A 14,901-nucleotide genomic window follows, 5' to 3' on the forward strand; every position below is an offset into this window, starting at 1 on the left:
GTCATGCACGGCGAATCTCCAATCAAACGTCGCGAATCGCGCAAGATCTGGGTAGGTAACGTGCCCGTGGGCGGCGATGCCCCTATCGCTGTGCAGAGCATGACCAACAGCGACACCAATGACGTCGCTGCCACCGTCGCGCAGATCAACCGTCTGGAAGCCGCCGGCGTCGACATCGTCCGTGTTTCGGTACCGGACATGGACGCCGCCGAGGCGTTCGGCAAGATCAAGCAACTGGTCAAGGTGCCGTTGGTTGCCGATATCCATTTCGACTACAAGATCGCTCTGCGCGTGGCCGAACTGGGTGTGGACTGCCTGCGCATCAACCCGGGCAACATCGGTCGCGAAGACCGCGTGCGTGCGGTGGTCGATGCCGCCCGTGACCGCGGGATCCCGATCCGCATCGGCGTCAACGCCGGTTCCCTGGAAAAAGACCTGCAAAAGAAATACGGCGAGCCGACGCCGGCCGCGCTGGTCGAGTCCGCCCTGCGCCACGTCGAACACCTCGAGCGCCTGAATTTCCAGGACTTCAAGGTCAGCGTGAAGGCCTCTGACGTGTTCATGGCCGTTGAAGCCTACCGTCTGCTGGCCAAGGAAATCGTCCAGCCGCTGCACCTGGGCATCACCGAAGCCGGTGGATTGCGCTCCGGTACAGTGAAATCCGCCGTGGGCCTAGGTATGCTGCTCGCCGAGGGGATTGGCGATACTATCCGCATCTCGCTGGCGGCCGACCCGGTCGAGGAAGTGAAGGTCGGTTACGACATTCTCAAGTCTTTGCATCTGCGTTCCCGTGGCATCAACTTCATCGCCTGCCCGAGCTGCTCGCGGCAGAACTTCGATGTGGTCAAGACCATGAACGAGCTGGAAGGGCGCCTTGAAGACCTGCTGGTGCCGCTGGATGTCGCGGTGATCGGTTGCGTGGTCAACGGCCCCGGCGAAGCCAAGGAAGCCCATATCGGCTTGACCGGCGGCACGCCAAACCTGATTTACATCGACGGCAAGCCGTCGCAGAAACTGACGAATGACAATCTGGTGGACGAGCTGGAAAAGCTGATCCGCGAGAAAGCGGCCGAGAAGGTCGAAGCTGACGCAGCGGTTATTGCGCGCGGCTGATCGAACGAACTAAGGAATTTCTGTGAGCAAGTCTCTGCAAGCCATTCGTGGCATGAACGACATCCTGCCGGAACAGACGCCGGTATGGCGCTATTTTGAAGGCACCGTTTCGCGCCTGCTGGATAACTACGGTTACAAGCAGATCCGCATGCCGATCGTCGAGTTCACCGAGCTGTTCAAGCGCTCGATCGGTGAAGTGACCGACATCGTCGAAAAAGAGATGTACACCTTCGAAGACCGCAACGGCGACTCGCTGACCCTGCGTCCGGAAGGCACGGCCGCGTGCGTGCGTGCGGTGCTCGAGCACGGCATCACTGGCGGTGGCCAGGTGCAGAAACTCTGGTACATCGGCCCGATGTTCCGTCACGAGCGTCCGCAGAAAGGCCGTTATCGCCAGTTCCACCAGATCGGTCTGGAGGTGTTCAACCTCGACGGTCCGGACATCGACGCCGAGCTGATCATCATGACCTGGCGCCTGTGGGGCGAGCTGGGCATCCGCGATGCGGTCAAGCTCGAGCTCAACAGCCTCGGCACCAGCGAGTCCCGCGGCCGTTATCGTGAAGCGCTGGTCGAGTACCTCTCGGCGCACCACGACAAACTGGACGAAGACAGCCAGCGTCGCCTGAAGACCAACCCGCTGCGCGTGCTCGACACCAAAAATGCCGACACTCAAGCGGTGCTGGTCGATGCGCCGAAAATGGCGGATTACCTGGATGACGAATCCCGTGCCCACTTCGAAGGCCTGAAGGCCCGTCTGGATGCCGTCGGCATTCCTTACGTGCTCAACCCGAAGCTGGTGCGTGGTCTGGATTACTACAGCAAAACCGTATTCGAATGGGTCACCGACAAGCTCGGCGCCCAGGGCACCGTCTGCGCGGGTGGGCGCTATGACGGTCTGGTCGAGCAGATGGGCGGCAAGCCGACCCCGGGCGTCGGTTTCGCCATGGGCATCGAGCGTCTGGTGCTGCTGCTGGAAACCCTGGAGCAGATCCCGGAAGAAATCTCCCGTCAGGTCGACGTCTATCTCTGCGCCTTCGGCGAAGAAGCAGAGCTGGCCGGTCTGGCCCTGGCCGAGCGGGTACGCGACCAACTGCCCAACCTGCGCCTGCAAGTCAATGCCGGCGCTGGCAGCTTCAAGAGCCAGTTCAAGAAAGCCGACAAGAGCGGTGCGCTGTACGCACTGATCCTCGGTGACGACGAAATGGCCCAGCAAGTGGTAGGTTTCAAACCCCTGCGTGGCCAGGGCGAACAACAAAGCATTGCCTGGGATGCGCTCGCTGCACACCTGGCCACCTGCGTCGTGCAGGGTTGAAGCTGTCCAAACAGCCGATTTAGCGATTAAGGAGTATTGGGGTGTCGAGTACCGAAGACGAACAGTTGGCGGATTTGAAGGACTGGTGGACACGCAACGGCAAACCTCTGGTCACCGGCGGCCTGTTGGCGCTGGTCATCGTGTTCGGCTGGCAGGCATATCACAAGTATCAGAGCAACCAGTCGCAAGGCGCCTCGGTGCTCTATCAGCAATTGCTGGAAACCACGCTGACCCCGGATGGCAAGCCTGACGCCGCGCGCGTTGCGGATCTGGCCGGCAAGCTCAACAGCGAATTCGGCGGTTCTGCCTACGCGCAGTACGGCAGCCTGTTCGTGGCCAAGGTCGCGGTCGACAGCGGCAAGCTGGACGACGCGGCGACCGAACTCAAGGCCATCGTTGCCAAACCGGCCAACCCGGCGCTGGGCGAAATCGCCCGTCAGCGTCTGGCGCAGGTACTGGGCGCACAGAACAAGGCCGATGAAGCCCTGAAACTGCTCGAAGGCGATGCCGACAAGTCGTTCCTGGCCACTCGCGAAGAACTCAAGGGCGACCTGCTGGTACAGCTGGGCCGCACCGACGAAGCGAACGCGGCGTATCAAAAAGCCAAGGCGGCACTGTCGGATGAAGCGGCGGTCGGTGGCCTTCAAATCAAGCTGGACGACCTGGCCAAAGGGGATGCGTGACGTGATCCGTTGGAAGCATGCAGCATTGCTGGCTCTGGCCATTCTGGCCGCGGGTTGCAGCAGCAACAGCAAAAAAGAACTGCCACCGGCCGAGCTGACCGACTTCAAAGAAGAAGTGGTCCTGCACAAGCAGTGGAGCCGCTCGATCGGTGACGGTCAGGGCGAAACGTACAACATGCTGGTGCCGGCGATCGACGGTGACACCATCTACGCGGCCGATGTGACCGGTATCGTGATGGGCCTGGATCGCGGCAACGGCGACGTGAAATGGAAGAAAGACCTCGAACTGCCTGTGTCCGGCGCCGTTGGCGTGGGTTACGGTCTGGTCATGGTCGGCACCCTGCGCGGTGAAGTCGTTGCCCTCGACGCCATCAACGGTGAAGAAAAGTGGCGCTCGCGCGTCAACAGCGAAGTCCTCGCGCCACCGGCCAGCAACGGTGACGTGGTGGTGGTACAGACCCAGGACGATCGTCTGATCGGTCTGGACGCGTCCACCGGCAATCAGCGTTGGGTGTATGACAGCACTCCGGCCGTACTGACCCTGCGCGGTACCAGCGCACCGATCGTCACCAACCGCCTCGCGGTGGCTGGCCTGTCGACCGGTAAAGTGGTCGCGCTCGACATTTCCAACGGCGTGCCGGTCTGGGAACAGCGGATCGCGATTCCACAAGGTCGTTCGGAACTGGAGCGCGTGGTCGACATCGACGGCGGTCTGCTGCTGTCCGGCGGTACCCTGTACGTTGCCAGCTATCAGGGTCGCGTTGCGGCACTGGATCTGGAAAGCGGTCGTCAACTCTGGCAGCGCGACGCGTCGAGCTACGCCGGTGTTGCCCAGGGTTTCGGCAACGTCTACGTAAGCCTGTCGTCGGGTACCGTTGAAGGCGTCGACGAGCGTTCCACCACAGCCCTGTGGAGCAACGACTCGCTGGCCCGTCGTCAACTGTCGGCGCCGGAAGTGTTCTCCAGCTACGTTGCAGTCGGTGACCTGGAAGGTTACCTGCACCTGCTGAGTCAGGTGGACGGTCGTTTCGTCGGCCGCGAGCGTATCGACAGCGACGGCCTGCGTGCCCGTCCGCTGGTGGTGGGTGACACGATTTATGTGTATGGCAACAGCGGCAAACTGGAAGCCCTGACCATCAAGTAATGGTTTGACTATGCTTGGGGTTAATTCCCCAGGCGGCCCTGCTTCTGCAGGGTTTGCAGCACCCACGGGTGTTGCCCCGAGCACCAGCCGCTGCCTCGCAGCGGCTTTTGTATTTTCTGAAATAACGAAGTGGAGAGCCGCATGGTTCCCGTAATCGCCCTGGTGGGCCGACCGAACGTCGGCAAGTCCACCTTGTTCAACCGCCTGACCAGGACTCGCGACGCCATCGTCGGCGACTTGTCCGGTCTGACCCGTGATCGCCAGTACGGTGAGGCCAAGTGGCAAGGGCGTTCCTACATTCTGATCGACACCGGCGGTATCTCCGGTGACGAGCATGGTATGGACGAAAAAATGGCCGAGCAGTCGCTGCTGGCCATCGAAGAAGCGGACGTCGTTCTGTTCCTGGTAGATGCCAAGGCCGGTTTCACTGCCGCCGACCAGATGATCGCCGAACACTTGCGCAAACGTAACAAGCGTTCTCACGTGGTGGCCAACAAGGTCGACAACATCGATCCGGAAATGGCCCGCGCCGAATTCGCCCCGCTGGGCATGGGCCACGCCATCCCGATCGCCGGCGCCCACGGTCGCGGCATCACGCAATTGCTGGAAGCCGCCCTGAGCGACTTCCCGCGCGATGATGACGAGCCGGCCGAAGGTGAAGAGGAAGAAGTGGTCGCTGAAGGCGAGGAAGCCAAGCGCATTCCTGGCCCGAGCGAAAAAGACGGGATCAAGATTGCCATCATCGGCCGTCCGAACGTCGGCAAGTCGACTCTGGTCAACCGCATGCTCGGTGAAGACCGGGTAATCGTCTATGACCAGCCCGGCACCACCCGCGACAGTATCTACATCCCGTTCGAGCGTAACGACGAGAAGTACACGCTGATCGACACCGCCGGCGTGCGCAAGCGCGGCAAGATCCACGAAGAAGTCGAAAAATTCTCCGTGGTCAAAACCCTGCAGGCGATCAAAGACGCCAACGTGGTGATCTTCGTGATGGACGCCCGCGAAGGCGTGGTCGATCACGACCTCAACCTGCTGGGCTTCGCCCTTGAAGCAGGTCGTGCGCTGGTGATCGCGATCAACAAATGGGACGGCATGACGCCAAGCGAGCGCGACTTCGTGAAGGTCGAGTTGCAGCGTCGGTTGTTCTTCGTTGACTTCGCCGATATCCACTTCATCTCGGCACTGCACGGCACTGGCGTGGGCAACCTCTACGCCTCGGTGCAGAACTCGTTCAAGTCCGCGGTCACCCGCTGGCCGACCAGCCGCCTGACGCAGATTCTCGAAGACGCGGTCAGCGAGCACCAACCGCCGATGGTCAACAGCCGCCGGATCAAACTGCGTTACGCTCACCTGGGTGGTGCGAACCCGCCGATCATCGTGATCCACGGCAACCAGATCGAGAAAGTGCCGAAGTCGTACGTACGCTATCTGGAAAACACTTACCGCCGTGTGCTCAAACTGGTCGGTACGCCGATCCGTATCGAGTTCAAGGGTGGCGAGAACCCGTACGAAGGCAACAAGAACACGCTGACCGACCGCCAGGTCAACAAGAAGCGTCGCTTGATGTCGCACAACAAGAAAGCCAGCAAGAAGCGCCGCGACAAGAAGTAAGGTCGTTGCGAACAGATAGAAGGGGCGCCGTTTGGCGCCCTTTTTTTATGGGCGCCGGATGGGCTATCCTCGGGCTCTCCCGCGCCGTCGTCAGAGCCGGGGCAGAGCAGGGAACCCCGATGATCACCAGCAAGTTGCCGAATGTCGGCATCACTATTTTCACGCAGATGTCTCAGCTCGCGGCGCAGACCGGAGCGATCAACCTTTCCCAGGGTTTTCCCGATTTCGACGGCCCGCAGGCACTGCGTGACGCGGTCGGTCGACACATCGCCAGTGGCCATAACCAGTATTCGCCCATGACCGGCCTGCCGGCGCTGCGCCAGCAGATTGCGGCAAAGATCGCCCGCAGTTATGGCGCCAACGTCGATGCCGATGCCGATACCGAAGTCACCGTGACCCCTGGCGCGACCCAGGCAATCTTCTGTGCGATCCAGGCGGTTATCCACAGCGGTGACGAAGTCATCGTGTTCGACCCAGCTTACGACAGCTATGAGCCCGCAGTAGAGCTGGCCGGCGGACGCTGCGTGCATGTGCAACTTGGGCTGAAAGATTTCTCCATCGATTTCGACAAACTCAGCGCAGCCCTGAGCCCGCGCACGCGGATGATCATCCTCAACACCCCGCACAACCCGAGCGGTGCGCTGATCAGCCGTGCCGAGCTGGATCAACTGGCAGCGTTGATCCGTGATCGCGACATCTACGTGATCAGCGACGAAGTCTACGAACACCTGGTGTTCGACGGCGTCCCGCATGTCAGCGTGCTGGCCCATGAAGAGCTGTATCAGCGCGCCTTCGTGGTCAGCTCGTTCGGCAAGACTTATCACGTCACCGGCTGGAAAACCGGCTACGTCGTGGCGCCGCCGGCCCTGAGTGCGGAGCTGCGCAAGGTGCACCAGTACGTCAGCTTCTGTGGCGTGACACCGTTGCAGTACGCCCTGGCCGATTACATGGCCGAGCATCCGGAACACGTCGAAGAGCTGCCGGGCTTCTATCAGGCCAAGCGCGATCTGTTCTGTGATCTGCTGGCGCCGTCGCGATTCAGTTTCACTCGGGTCACCGGCACCTATTTTCAGTTGGTCGATTACTCGCAGATTCGCCCTGACCTGAACGATGTCGAGATGGCGATGTGGATGACCCGCGAGCACGGCGTTGCGAGTATTCCGGTGTCGGTGTTCTACCAGAGTCCACCCGAAGGCCAGCGCCTGGTGCGCCTGTGCTTTGCCAAACGTGAGGAGACGCTGCGGGAAGCGGCGGCCAAACTATGCGTGATCTGAGTGCGTTGCCCGATCTGAATCTGGCGCTGATCCAGACCAGCCTGGCCTGGCATGATCGTCAGGCCAATCTCGAGCATTTCGACGTTTTGCTCGAACAGGCGCGGGGTGCGGATCTGATCATCCTGCCGGAGATGTTCACTACCGGATTCTCCATGGAATCCGAAACCCTGGCCGAAGCCGAAAACGGCCCGACCAGCAAATGGCTGCGTTCCCAGGCAGCGAAGCTGAACGCCGTCGTCACGGGCAGCGTGATTATCCAGGCGGCCGACGGCAGCCACCGCAACCGCTTGCTGTGGGCGCGGCCGGACGGCGAAGTGCTGCATTACGACAAACGCCACCTGTTCCGCATGGCCGGCGAGCACAATCATTACACGCCCGGCGAGCGCCAAGTGCAGTTCGAACTCAAGGGCTGGCGGGTGCGTCCGCTGATTTGCTACGACTTGCGCTTCCCGGTGTGGAGTCGCGACGCTCAGGACACCGACCTGCTGCTGTACACCGCCAACTGGCCGGGCGCACGGCGTCAGCACTGGAACCGGTTGCTGCCGGCTCGCGCCATTGAAAACCTGTGCTATGTGGCGGCAGTCAACCGGGTTGGCACCGATGGCAAGGGTTTCGCGTATACCGGCGACAGTCAGGTGCTGGATTTCCAGGGCGAGACGTTGCTGGCGGCGGGAGAGGCTGACGGGGTGTTCAAGGTGGTTCTGGAAGCGGCTTCGCTGGCGGCTTACCGCGAGCGGTTCCCCGCGAATCTGGATGCCGACACCTTCGAGTTCACCTGACATTTGCAGCGTCTGCAAAAGCCTTTTCGCGGGCAAGCCCGCTCCCACAGTGTTCTATGGTGTGCATGAGTCTGGGGTGCACCGGCGTCCCCTGTGGGAGCGGGCTTGCCCGCGAAGGGGTAATTACAGACAGCACTAAAACGGCAGGCAAAAAAAGGCCCCGGAGTTCGCACTCCGGGGTCTTTCGTATTGCAGCGGTCAGTTACGCCGCTTTCGCTTCCGGCTGGCTCAGCGAGCGGTTCAGCGCGCTGAACAGGGCCTTGAAGCTGGCGGTGGTGATGTTTTCATCGATGCCCACGCCGTGCACCGCACGTTCGCCGTTCACACGCAGTTCGATGTAGGCCGCCGCCTTGGCGTTGGTGCCCGCGCCGATGGCGTGTTCGTTGTAGTCCATGATCTCCACCGGAATCGGCAGACCGGCCACCAGCGCTTCCAGCGCGCCGTTGCCCTTGCCGCGCCAGTGCAGATTGGTTTCGCCCTGACCCTTGCTCGCCACTTCCACTTCGACGGCGCTGTTGCCGTTTTCTTCCTGCAGGCGATGGCTGACCAGCGCGTACGGGGTGTTGGCTTGCAGGTATTCGCTGTGCAACAGCGCGTGGATTTGTTGGGCAGTCATCTCCAGACCCAGACGGTCGGTTTCACGCTGCACGACCTGGCTGAATTCGATCTGCATGCGACGTGGCAGGCTGATGCCGTATTCCTGTTCCAGCAAGTAGGCGATGCCGCCCTTGCCCGACTGGCTGTTGACGCGGATCACCGCCTCGTAGCTGCGGCCGATGTCGGCCGGGTCGATCGGCAGGTACGGTACTTCCCACAGTGCGTCGGATTTCTGCTGGGCGAAGCCCTTGCGGATCGCGTCCTGGTGGGAGCCGGAGAACGCGGTGTGCACCAGGTCACCGACGTATGGGTGGCGCGGGTGAACCTGGATCTGGTTGCACTCTTCAACGACTTTGCGCACCCCGTCGATGTCGGAGAAGTCCAGTTGCGGGTCGAGGCCCTGGGTGTACATGTTCAGTGCCACGGTCACGAGGTCGACGTTGCCGGTGCGCTCGCCGTTGCCGAACAGGCAGCCTTCGACGCGGTCGGCGCCGGCCATCAGGCCCAACTCGGTGGCGGCCACGCCGGTGCCACGGTCGTTGTGGGTGTGCAGGCTGATGATCACACTGTCACGACGGTTGATGTTGCGGTGGAACCACTCGATCTGGTCGGCGTAGACGTTTGGGGTCGCGCATTCAACGGTGGCCGGCAGGTTGAGGATGATCTTGTGCTCAGGCGTCGGGTTCCAGACCTCGATCACCGCGTCACAGACTTCCTTGGCGAATTCCAGCTCGGTGGCGCTGAAGGTTTCCGGCGAGTACTCGAAGGTCCACTCGGTGTCCGGCTGCATGGCGGCGTATTTGACGAACAGCTTGGCAGCGTTCACGGCGATGGCCTTGATCCCGTCCTTGTCCTGGTTGAAGACGATGCGACGGAAAGAAGGGGAGGTGGCGTTGTACAGGTGAACGATGGCTTTTTTCGCCCCGCGCAGGGATTCGAAAGTGCGCTCGATCAGGTCTTCACGGCCTTGGGTCAGCACTTGAATAGTGGTGTCGTCCGGGATGTGGCCGTCTTCGATCAAAGTGCGCACGAAGTCGAAGTCGGTTTGCGAAGCGGCCGGGAACGACGCCTCGATCTCCTTCACACCCACCTGCACCAGGGTTTTCCAGAAGCGCAGTTTTTTCACCGCGTCCATTGGCTCGATCAACGACTGGTTGCCGTCACGCAGGTCGGAGCTGCACCAGATCGGCGCGGCATTGATGGTTTTCGACGGCCAGGTGCGGTCCGGCAGGTTGATCACAGGAAACGCGCGGTATTTCGAAGACGGGTCTTTGAGCATGCTCATCGGGAAATTCCTTATTGTCTGGGCCGAAAAGAGGCGGCCTGCCGGTGTAACGAACGTTCTTGGAAAAGCGTGGGACGAGGCGCAGCGATTCAGCCCGGCAGTCGTGCGCTGACGAGGCACAGGCTGCGGTGCTGGCGAAGCTGAATGAGGGTGTGAGAGGTTTTCATGCCCTCAACCCTAACCGCGAGGGATGAGGATGGCAAGCAGTCGGAAAAAATTGAGAGGAATACCCGGAAAGTGGTTTTTTCCGAGATTTTATTCTCTGAATCAAAGTGAATGTTTGCAGAGATTGCGCAGTCCGTTCGTCGTGCGCAATCCCTGTGGTAGCGAGCTTGCTCGCGATGGGGCCAGTCGCTTCACCCACAAATCAAGGCTGGAATGCCCCAATGAAAATCGCCGGATCGACCCGCGCATCGTTCAGGCTGACGTTCCAGTGCATGTGCGGCCCGGTCGCCCGACCTGTAGCGCCAACCTTACCCACCACCGCACCGCGCGCCAGTTGCTGGCCGTTCTGCACATCTATCTTCGACATATGGCAGAACATGCTGATGAAGCCCTGGCCGTGGTCGACGAACACGGTGTTGCCATTGAAGAAGTAGTTGCCGATCAGGATCACCTTGCCCGCCGCCGGGGTCTTGATCGGTGTGCCCGCCGGCACCGCGAAGTCCAGACCTGCGTGCGGATTGCGTTCTTCACCGTTGAAGAAACGGCGCACGCCGAACTTGCTCGACAGCGGCCCGTTGACCGGTTTGTCCAGCAGCAGATTGCTCGGGGTATTCGGGCTGAAGCTGCGATAGGCCTTGATCTGCTCGGCCAGTTCGCCCTCGATGCGCTTGAGGTTGGCCGGGTTTGGATTGACCTGTTGAGTGTTCTTCAGGGTGATGTGCTGTTCCGGGTATTTCTTGTTGCCGACACTGAAGCTGAGGTTACGGCCGCCACTGCTGATCTGCTGAGCGCCAGGTTTGACGGTCAACGGAACGCCGACAATCGCCAGCCAGTTGTTCTGCTCCTTGACCACCAGCACCGGTTTGCCCTGATACGTGGCTTTCGGCGCTTGCGCAGCGGTCCCCAGATCGACGACCGCCACGCCGCCCGGCACCGGTTTGTTCAGCAGGCGGGTGATGTAACTGTCGGCGTGGGCGTTGAAGGTCAGGCACAGCAACAGCAGCGGAGCGAGAAAACGCGGCATGGATCAGTCCAGTAAAGAAAGGGTGACAGGCGTCAGGTGATTGTCCTCGACGCGCACTTGCAGTTCGCCTTCGCCCAGTCTGGCCTTGAGGCGCTGGCCGGTGTGGGTCTGCGCGGCGTTACGAATCGCGTTGCCGCGCTCATCCAGCAGAATGCTGTAGCCACGACCGAGGGTCGCCAGCGGGCTGACCACGTGCAGGGTCTGCATCTGGCTTTGCAACTGTAGGCGACGACGTTTCAGGCCTTCGTTCATGGCGCGTGGCAGACGTTCGGCGAGGCTGTCGAGACGCTGGCGCAACAGGGCCAGCTGGCGTCCCGGATGCTGCCCGGCGAGGCGGGTTTCCAGACGGATCAGGCGTTCACGACGGGTATTGAGCTGGCGCTCGAACGCCCGACGCATGCGCATGTCCAGATCATCCAGCCGCTGTGCCTGTTGACGCAGACGCTCGCCAGGATGGCGCAAGCGGCGGGTCATGCCTTCAAGGCGCAGGCGATCGCGCATCAAGCGGTCACGCATGCGCATCACCAACCGGCGATGCAGGCTTTCGACCTGACGGATCAGATGGCTGGAATCCGGGGCAAGCAGTTCAGCAGCAGCGGACGGCGTCGGCGCACGCACATCCGCCACGAAGTCACTGATCGACACATCGGTTTCATGGCCGACTGCGCTGACGATCGGCGTGACGCAGGCATCCACCGCCCGGGCCACCGCCTCTTCGTTGAAGCACCAGAGGTCTTCCAGCGAGCCGCCGCCACGGGCCAGGATCAGCGCGTCGAACCCACGGGCATCCGCCAGTTTTAGGGCGCGGACGATCTGCGCGGTGGCTTCGCGGCCCTGAACGGCGGTGGGAATCAGCGTCAGTTGCACCTGCGGCGCGCGGCGGCGGAACACGCTGATAATGTCGCGAATCACCGCGCCGGTCGGCGAACTGATGATGCCGATGCGCTGCGGGTGCGCCGGCAGCGGCACCTTGCGCTCGGCACTGAACAGGCCTTCGGCGCTGAGCTTTTCCTTCAAGGCATCGAAGGCCAGGCGCAGGGCACCGTCACCGGCCGGCTCCACGGTGTCGAGGATCAGCTGATAGTCGCCACGCCCTTCGAACAGCGAGACCTTGCCGCGCACCTTGACCGCCAGGCCATCCTTCAGCGCCTGACGCACACGCGCCGCATTCTGGCGGAACAGCGCGCAACGCACCTGCGCGCCACTGTCCTTGAGCGTGAAATACACGTGGCCGGACGCCGGGCGGGCGAGGTTGGAGATTTCGCCTTCGACCCAGATGTTGCTGAACACGTCTTCGAGCAACACCCGCGCGCGGCCGTTGAGCTGGCTGACGGTCAGGACTTCTCGGTCCAGGCCGAGTCTTGCAAAGGGATCTCTAATCATGGGGCGCAGTTTAAAGGCATTCGCCGGTGAATGTCTGGAGGAAGTGTCGCACCAGAGGTGTGGGATTTTGCCGAGAAGCGAGGGCGACGGTGCTCTGGCAATCGCCGGTCAGCGGCAGAAATCTCACACCGGTGGGCGCGATGTCCTGCATCGATTCCGGCAACAGAGCAATGCCGAATCCGGCCTGGATCAACTGCAATTGCGTGGTTTTGCGCGACATCACCCGCGCAGCCTGGGGGAAGAAGCCGTGACGCATGCACAGGTCGGCGCACAAATAGCTCAGCCCGCCGCGCTGCGGGTGCGGGATGGAAATGAATGCTTCGTCTTTCAGTTGCGCCAGGTCGACTGCCTCCGCCAACGCCAGTCGATGATCCGCGGGCACGGCAAGCAGCAAACGTTCGGTGTAGAGCGGCACAATCTGAACGCCCTCGCGCTGGCGCAGCACCGGCAGGCGCAGAAGGCCGATATCGAGGCGGCCCTCGGCCAGTTCTTCAAGTTGTGCTTCCGAGGAGAGCGAGCCGATGTCCAGCGAAACGCCGGGTTGCTGCTCCAGATATGCGCTCATGTCGCGCAACAGTCGGCCGCTGATCGGCACGGTGCTGGAGTGACACACGCGCAAGATGCCGCGCTGGCCCTGGCCGATTTCCGTGGCCAGGGTGCTGGCCTTGTTCAGTTCATTGAGCAGGTTTCTCGCCCGGGGCAGGAACGCTTCGCCAGCGGCGGTGAGCCGGGGTTGGCGTGCGGTGCGTTCGAACAGCGGCGTTTGCAGGCGGGTTTCCATGTCCTTGATCTGCCGGCTCAGCGCCGACTGAGCAATGAACAGCCGTCCGGCAGCGGCACTGAAGCTGCCGCTCTCGGCGATTTCCACGAAGTAACGCAATTGACGGGTTGAAAGCACGAGGCATGCCTTTTCGAGATGGCTTGGCGGTTTCGAAGATATTAGTCGCAACCCTCGGCGCTGGCTAAAGTCATCGCAGACTTATAAAGGAAGCGAACGGATGAGCGTGGCGGGGTTGTTGAGCGAATGGTCGTGGGGCGCCCAGGGCTGGGTGGTGATCGGATTGGCCATCGCGTTGGCCTACATCGTGTTCGGGATTGCCGGTTTCGGTACGGCGTTGGTAGCGGGGCCGATTCTGATTCTGTTCATGCCGCTGTCGAAAATCGTGCCGTTGCTGGTGCTGCTGGATTTCGTCGCGGCGTTCGGCAATTTGCTGCCGTCGCGGCGGGATGTGGCGAAACCGGAGTTGCTGCGGCTGCTGCCGTGCATGGCGCTGGGGTGCACGCTGGGGGTGATTTTTCTGCTTAACCTCAAGTCCGATCTGCTGTTGCTGTTGATGGGATTGTTCATCAGTGCTTATGCGATCTACAGCTTGTGGATCAAGGCGCGGCCGGCGCAATTGTCTGCCGGGTGGGCGTTGCCGATGGGCACCGTGGGCGGGCTGTTCGGGGCATTGTTTGGCAGCGGCGGCTTTCTTTATGCGATCTACCTCAACAGTCGATTGCCCAAGGACGCGGCGCGGGCCACGCAAAGTGCGCTGATCAGTTGCAGCACGGTGGTGCGTTTGAGCCTGTTTGCCATCGCCGGGGTGTATGCCGAGCTACCCTTGTTGATGCTTGCGCTATGTCTGTTGCCGGCTATGGCGCTGGGCTTGTGGGTCGGGCGGCGGTTGACCATGCGCCTGTCCCGCGAGGCCTTCGTGCGGCTGGTGACCTGGCTGGTGCTGGCGAGCGGGATTGCGCTGATCGGCCGCTATTTAAGCACTTGACCTGAGTGGCTCAGGGATTAAGCTGCCGGCCTTTAGGGCCTCTTCGCGGGCAAGCCCGCTCCCACAGATTTCTCAGATGTACACAGGATGTGTGAGCGACTGAGAACCTTGTGGGAGCGGGCTTGCCCGCGAAGGCGTCAGAAGCCATACCGCAGGACTTTTCATGAATTCGCAGAGCATCATCGTCCCGAAAATCTCCAACCTGCCGGTGCACGAGCCCCGCGCTCGGGCGATTCTGCGCTGGCTGGTGCGCAAGAACATCGTCAAGGAAGAGCTGAGCACTTGCGGACGTACCGGCAATCGCATGGCCTACGCCATCGCCGATGGTGCCCGTGCGGTGGTGCTGCACCCCGAGGCGCTGCCGTTCGGCGAGCCGATCAACGGTCTCGAGGTCATCACCAAGCGCTGCATCTACACCCCGGCCAAGGGGTTTCTCGAAGAAGCCGGTTGTGCCGAATGCCGTCAGGAAATCGGTGAAGCGCTGTTCGAAAGCCTGGAAGACTGGATGCCGGGCCGCACCGATAACTTCACCTGCCCGGAATGCGGGCATGAGGACGACATCAACGGTTTCCTGTATTTGCAGGAGTGCGGGTTTTCCAACCTCGGTTTCATCTTCAACAACTGGCTGGAGGCTGGCTTCAAGCAGAGTTTCATCGACGAATTCGCCGATTGGCTGGATCAACCGGTGAGCTGGGTCAAGGTCGAGTTGTAGGGGGCGTTTTTCCCGTACATCAGCAACATTGATATAAGACAAGTTTTACA

At 61.5% G+C, this 14,901-nt stretch carries 13 protein-coding genes; 9 read left to right on the plus strand and 4 right to left on the minus strand.

The window, feature by feature from the left end:
• Positions 1–3 precede the first annotated feature (3 nt).
• The 7 genes from ispG (at position 4) to L6D74_RS26805 (ending at position 7,919) form a co-directional block, all read left to right on the plus strand.
• The gene (gene ispG / locus L6D74_RS26775; protein ID WP_007956680.1) at positions 4–1,113 is read left to right on the plus strand and encodes a flavodoxin-dependent (E)-4-hydroxy-3-methylbut-2-enyl-diphosphate synthase; all 1,110 of its coding nucleotides are present in this window, start codon (positions 4–6) and stop codon (positions 1,111–1,113) included.
• Between the two features lie 22 nt (positions 1,114–1,135).
• Positions 1,136–2,425, plus strand: coding sequence for a histidine--tRNA ligase (gene hisS, locus L6D74_RS26780; RefSeq protein ID WP_064383908.1), 1,290 nt, complete (start codon positions 1,136–1,138; stop codon positions 2,423–2,425).
• Between the two features lie 41 nt (positions 2,426–2,466).
• Entirely contained in the window at positions 2,467–3,108 is a 642-nt protein-coding gene (locus L6D74_RS26785) for a tetratricopeptide repeat protein (protein WP_011335807.1), read from the plus strand.
• The gene (bamB, locus tag L6D74_RS26790; RefSeq protein ID WP_041475426.1) at positions 3,101–4,252 is read left to right on the plus strand and encodes an outer membrane protein assembly factor BamB; all 1,152 of its coding nucleotides are present in this window, start codon (positions 3,101–3,103) and stop codon (positions 4,250–4,252) included. Before L6D74_RS26785 ends, bamB begins: the two co-directional genes overlap by 8 nt.
• Before the next feature lie 141 nt (positions 4,253–4,393).
• The gene (gene der / locus L6D74_RS26795) at positions 4,394–5,866 is read left to right on the plus strand and encodes a ribosome biogenesis GTPase Der (protein WP_007956675.1); all 1,473 of its coding nucleotides are present in this window, start codon (positions 4,394–4,396) and stop codon (positions 5,864–5,866) included.
• Between the two features lie 119 nt (positions 5,867–5,985).
• Positions 5,986–7,140, plus strand: a complete 1,155-nt coding sequence (locus tag L6D74_RS26800) for a pyridoxal phosphate-dependent aminotransferase (protein WP_236191094.1) — start codon at positions 5,986–5,988, stop codon at positions 7,138–7,140.
• Complete coding sequence (locus L6D74_RS26805; protein WP_236191095.1) at positions 7,128–7,919, plus strand: amidohydrolase; 792 nt, start codon at positions 7,128–7,130, stop codon at positions 7,917–7,919. The genes L6D74_RS26800 and L6D74_RS26805 overlap by 13 nt, the downstream gene beginning before the upstream one ends.
• Before the next feature lie 202 nt (positions 7,920–8,121).
• On the opposite strand, the gene leuA is transcribed toward L6D74_RS26805, so the two are convergent.
• The 4 genes from leuA to L6D74_RS26825 form a co-directional block, all read right to left on the minus strand.
• Positions 8,122–9,801, minus strand: a complete 1,680-nt coding sequence (gene leuA / locus L6D74_RS26810) for a 2-isopropylmalate synthase (RefSeq protein WP_064599237.1) — start codon at positions 9,799–9,801, stop codon at positions 8,122–8,124.
• 367 nt (positions 9,802–10,168) lie between these two features.
• Positions 10,169–10,990 carry a peptidoglycan DD-metalloendopeptidase family protein gene (locus L6D74_RS26815; RefSeq protein ID WP_169431770.1) on the minus strand — a complete coding sequence of 274 codons (822 nt, stop codon included), beginning with the start codon at positions 10,988–10,990 and terminating at the stop codon, positions 10,169–10,171.
• Between the two features lie 3 nt (positions 10,991–10,993).
• Positions 10,994–12,373: an exodeoxyribonuclease VII large subunit gene (gene xseA / locus L6D74_RS26820; protein WP_236191096.1), complete on the minus strand. Its 1,380-nt coding sequence runs from the start codon at positions 12,371–12,373 to the stop codon at positions 10,994–10,996.
• Positions 12,374–12,383: 10 nt separating this feature from the next.
• Positions 12,384–13,271 (minus strand): LysR family transcriptional regulator, encoded by an 888-nt coding sequence (locus tag L6D74_RS26825; RefSeq protein WP_236191097.1) that lies wholly within the window; start codon positions 13,269–13,271, stop codon positions 12,384–12,386.
• A gap of 100 nt (positions 13,272–13,371) precedes the next feature.
• On the opposite strand from L6D74_RS26825, the gene L6D74_RS26830 reads away from it, so the two are divergent.
• Together L6D74_RS26830 and L6D74_RS26835 are read left to right on the plus strand one after the other, a co-directional pair.
• A complete protein-coding gene (locus L6D74_RS26830) occupies positions 13,372–14,139 on the plus strand; it encodes a sulfite exporter TauE/SafE family protein (protein WP_064599231.1) in 768 nt (255 codons plus the stop codon).
• A 163-nt stretch (positions 14,140–14,302) separates the two neighbouring features.
• Positions 14,303–14,851 (plus strand): hypothetical protein, encoded by a 549-nt coding sequence (locus L6D74_RS26835; RefSeq protein ID WP_011335799.1) that lies wholly within the window; start codon positions 14,303–14,305, stop codon positions 14,849–14,851.
• Positions 14,852–14,901: the final 50 nt, after the last annotated feature.

Origin of the sequence: Pseudomonas pharyngis (assembly GCF_021602345.1) — a bacterium.
GTDB classification, from domain to species: Bacteria; Pseudomonadota; Gammaproteobacteria; order Pseudomonadales; family Pseudomonadaceae; genus Aquipseudomonas; species Aquipseudomonas pharyngis.

Bases quoted from the DNA above. Each gene is read 5' to 3' on its own strand.
- bamB (WP_041475426.1), top strand. From the start codon at position 3,101: ATGCGTGACGTGATCCGTTGGAAGCATGCAGCATTGCTGGCTCTGGCC.
- der (WP_007956675.1), top strand. From the start codon at position 4,394: ATGGTTCCCGTAATCGCCCTGGTGGGCCGACCGAACGTCGGCAAGTCC.
- L6D74_RS26815 (WP_169431770.1), bottom strand. From the start codon at position 10,990: ATGCCGCGTTTTCTCGCTCCGCTGCTGTTGCTGTGCCTGACCTTCAAC.
- xseA (WP_236191096.1), bottom strand. From the start codon at position 12,373: ATGATTAGAGATCCCTTTGCAAGACTCGGCCTGGACCGAGAAGTCCTG.
- L6D74_RS26835 (WP_011335799.1), top strand. From the start codon at position 14,303: ATGAATTCGCAGAGCATCATCGTCCCGAAAATCTCCAACCTGCCGGTG.
- L6D74_RS26830 (WP_064599231.1), top strand. From the start codon at position 13,372: ATGAGCGTGGCGGGGTTGTTGAGCGAATGGTCGTGGGGCGCCCAGGGC.
- leuA (WP_064599237.1), bottom strand. From the start codon at position 9,801: ATGAGCATGCTCAAAGACCCGTCTTCGAAATACCGCGCGTTTCCTGTG.
- L6D74_RS26805 (WP_236191095.1), top strand. From the start codon at position 7,128: ATGCGTGATCTGAGTGCGTTGCCCGATCTGAATCTGGCGCTGATCCAG.
- L6D74_RS26800 (WP_236191094.1), top strand. From the start codon at position 5,986: ATGATCACCAGCAAGTTGCCGAATGTCGGCATCACTATTTTCACGCAG.
- ispG (WP_007956680.1), top strand. From the start codon at position 4: ATGCACGGCGAATCTCCAATCAAACGTCGCGAATCGCGCAAGATCTGG.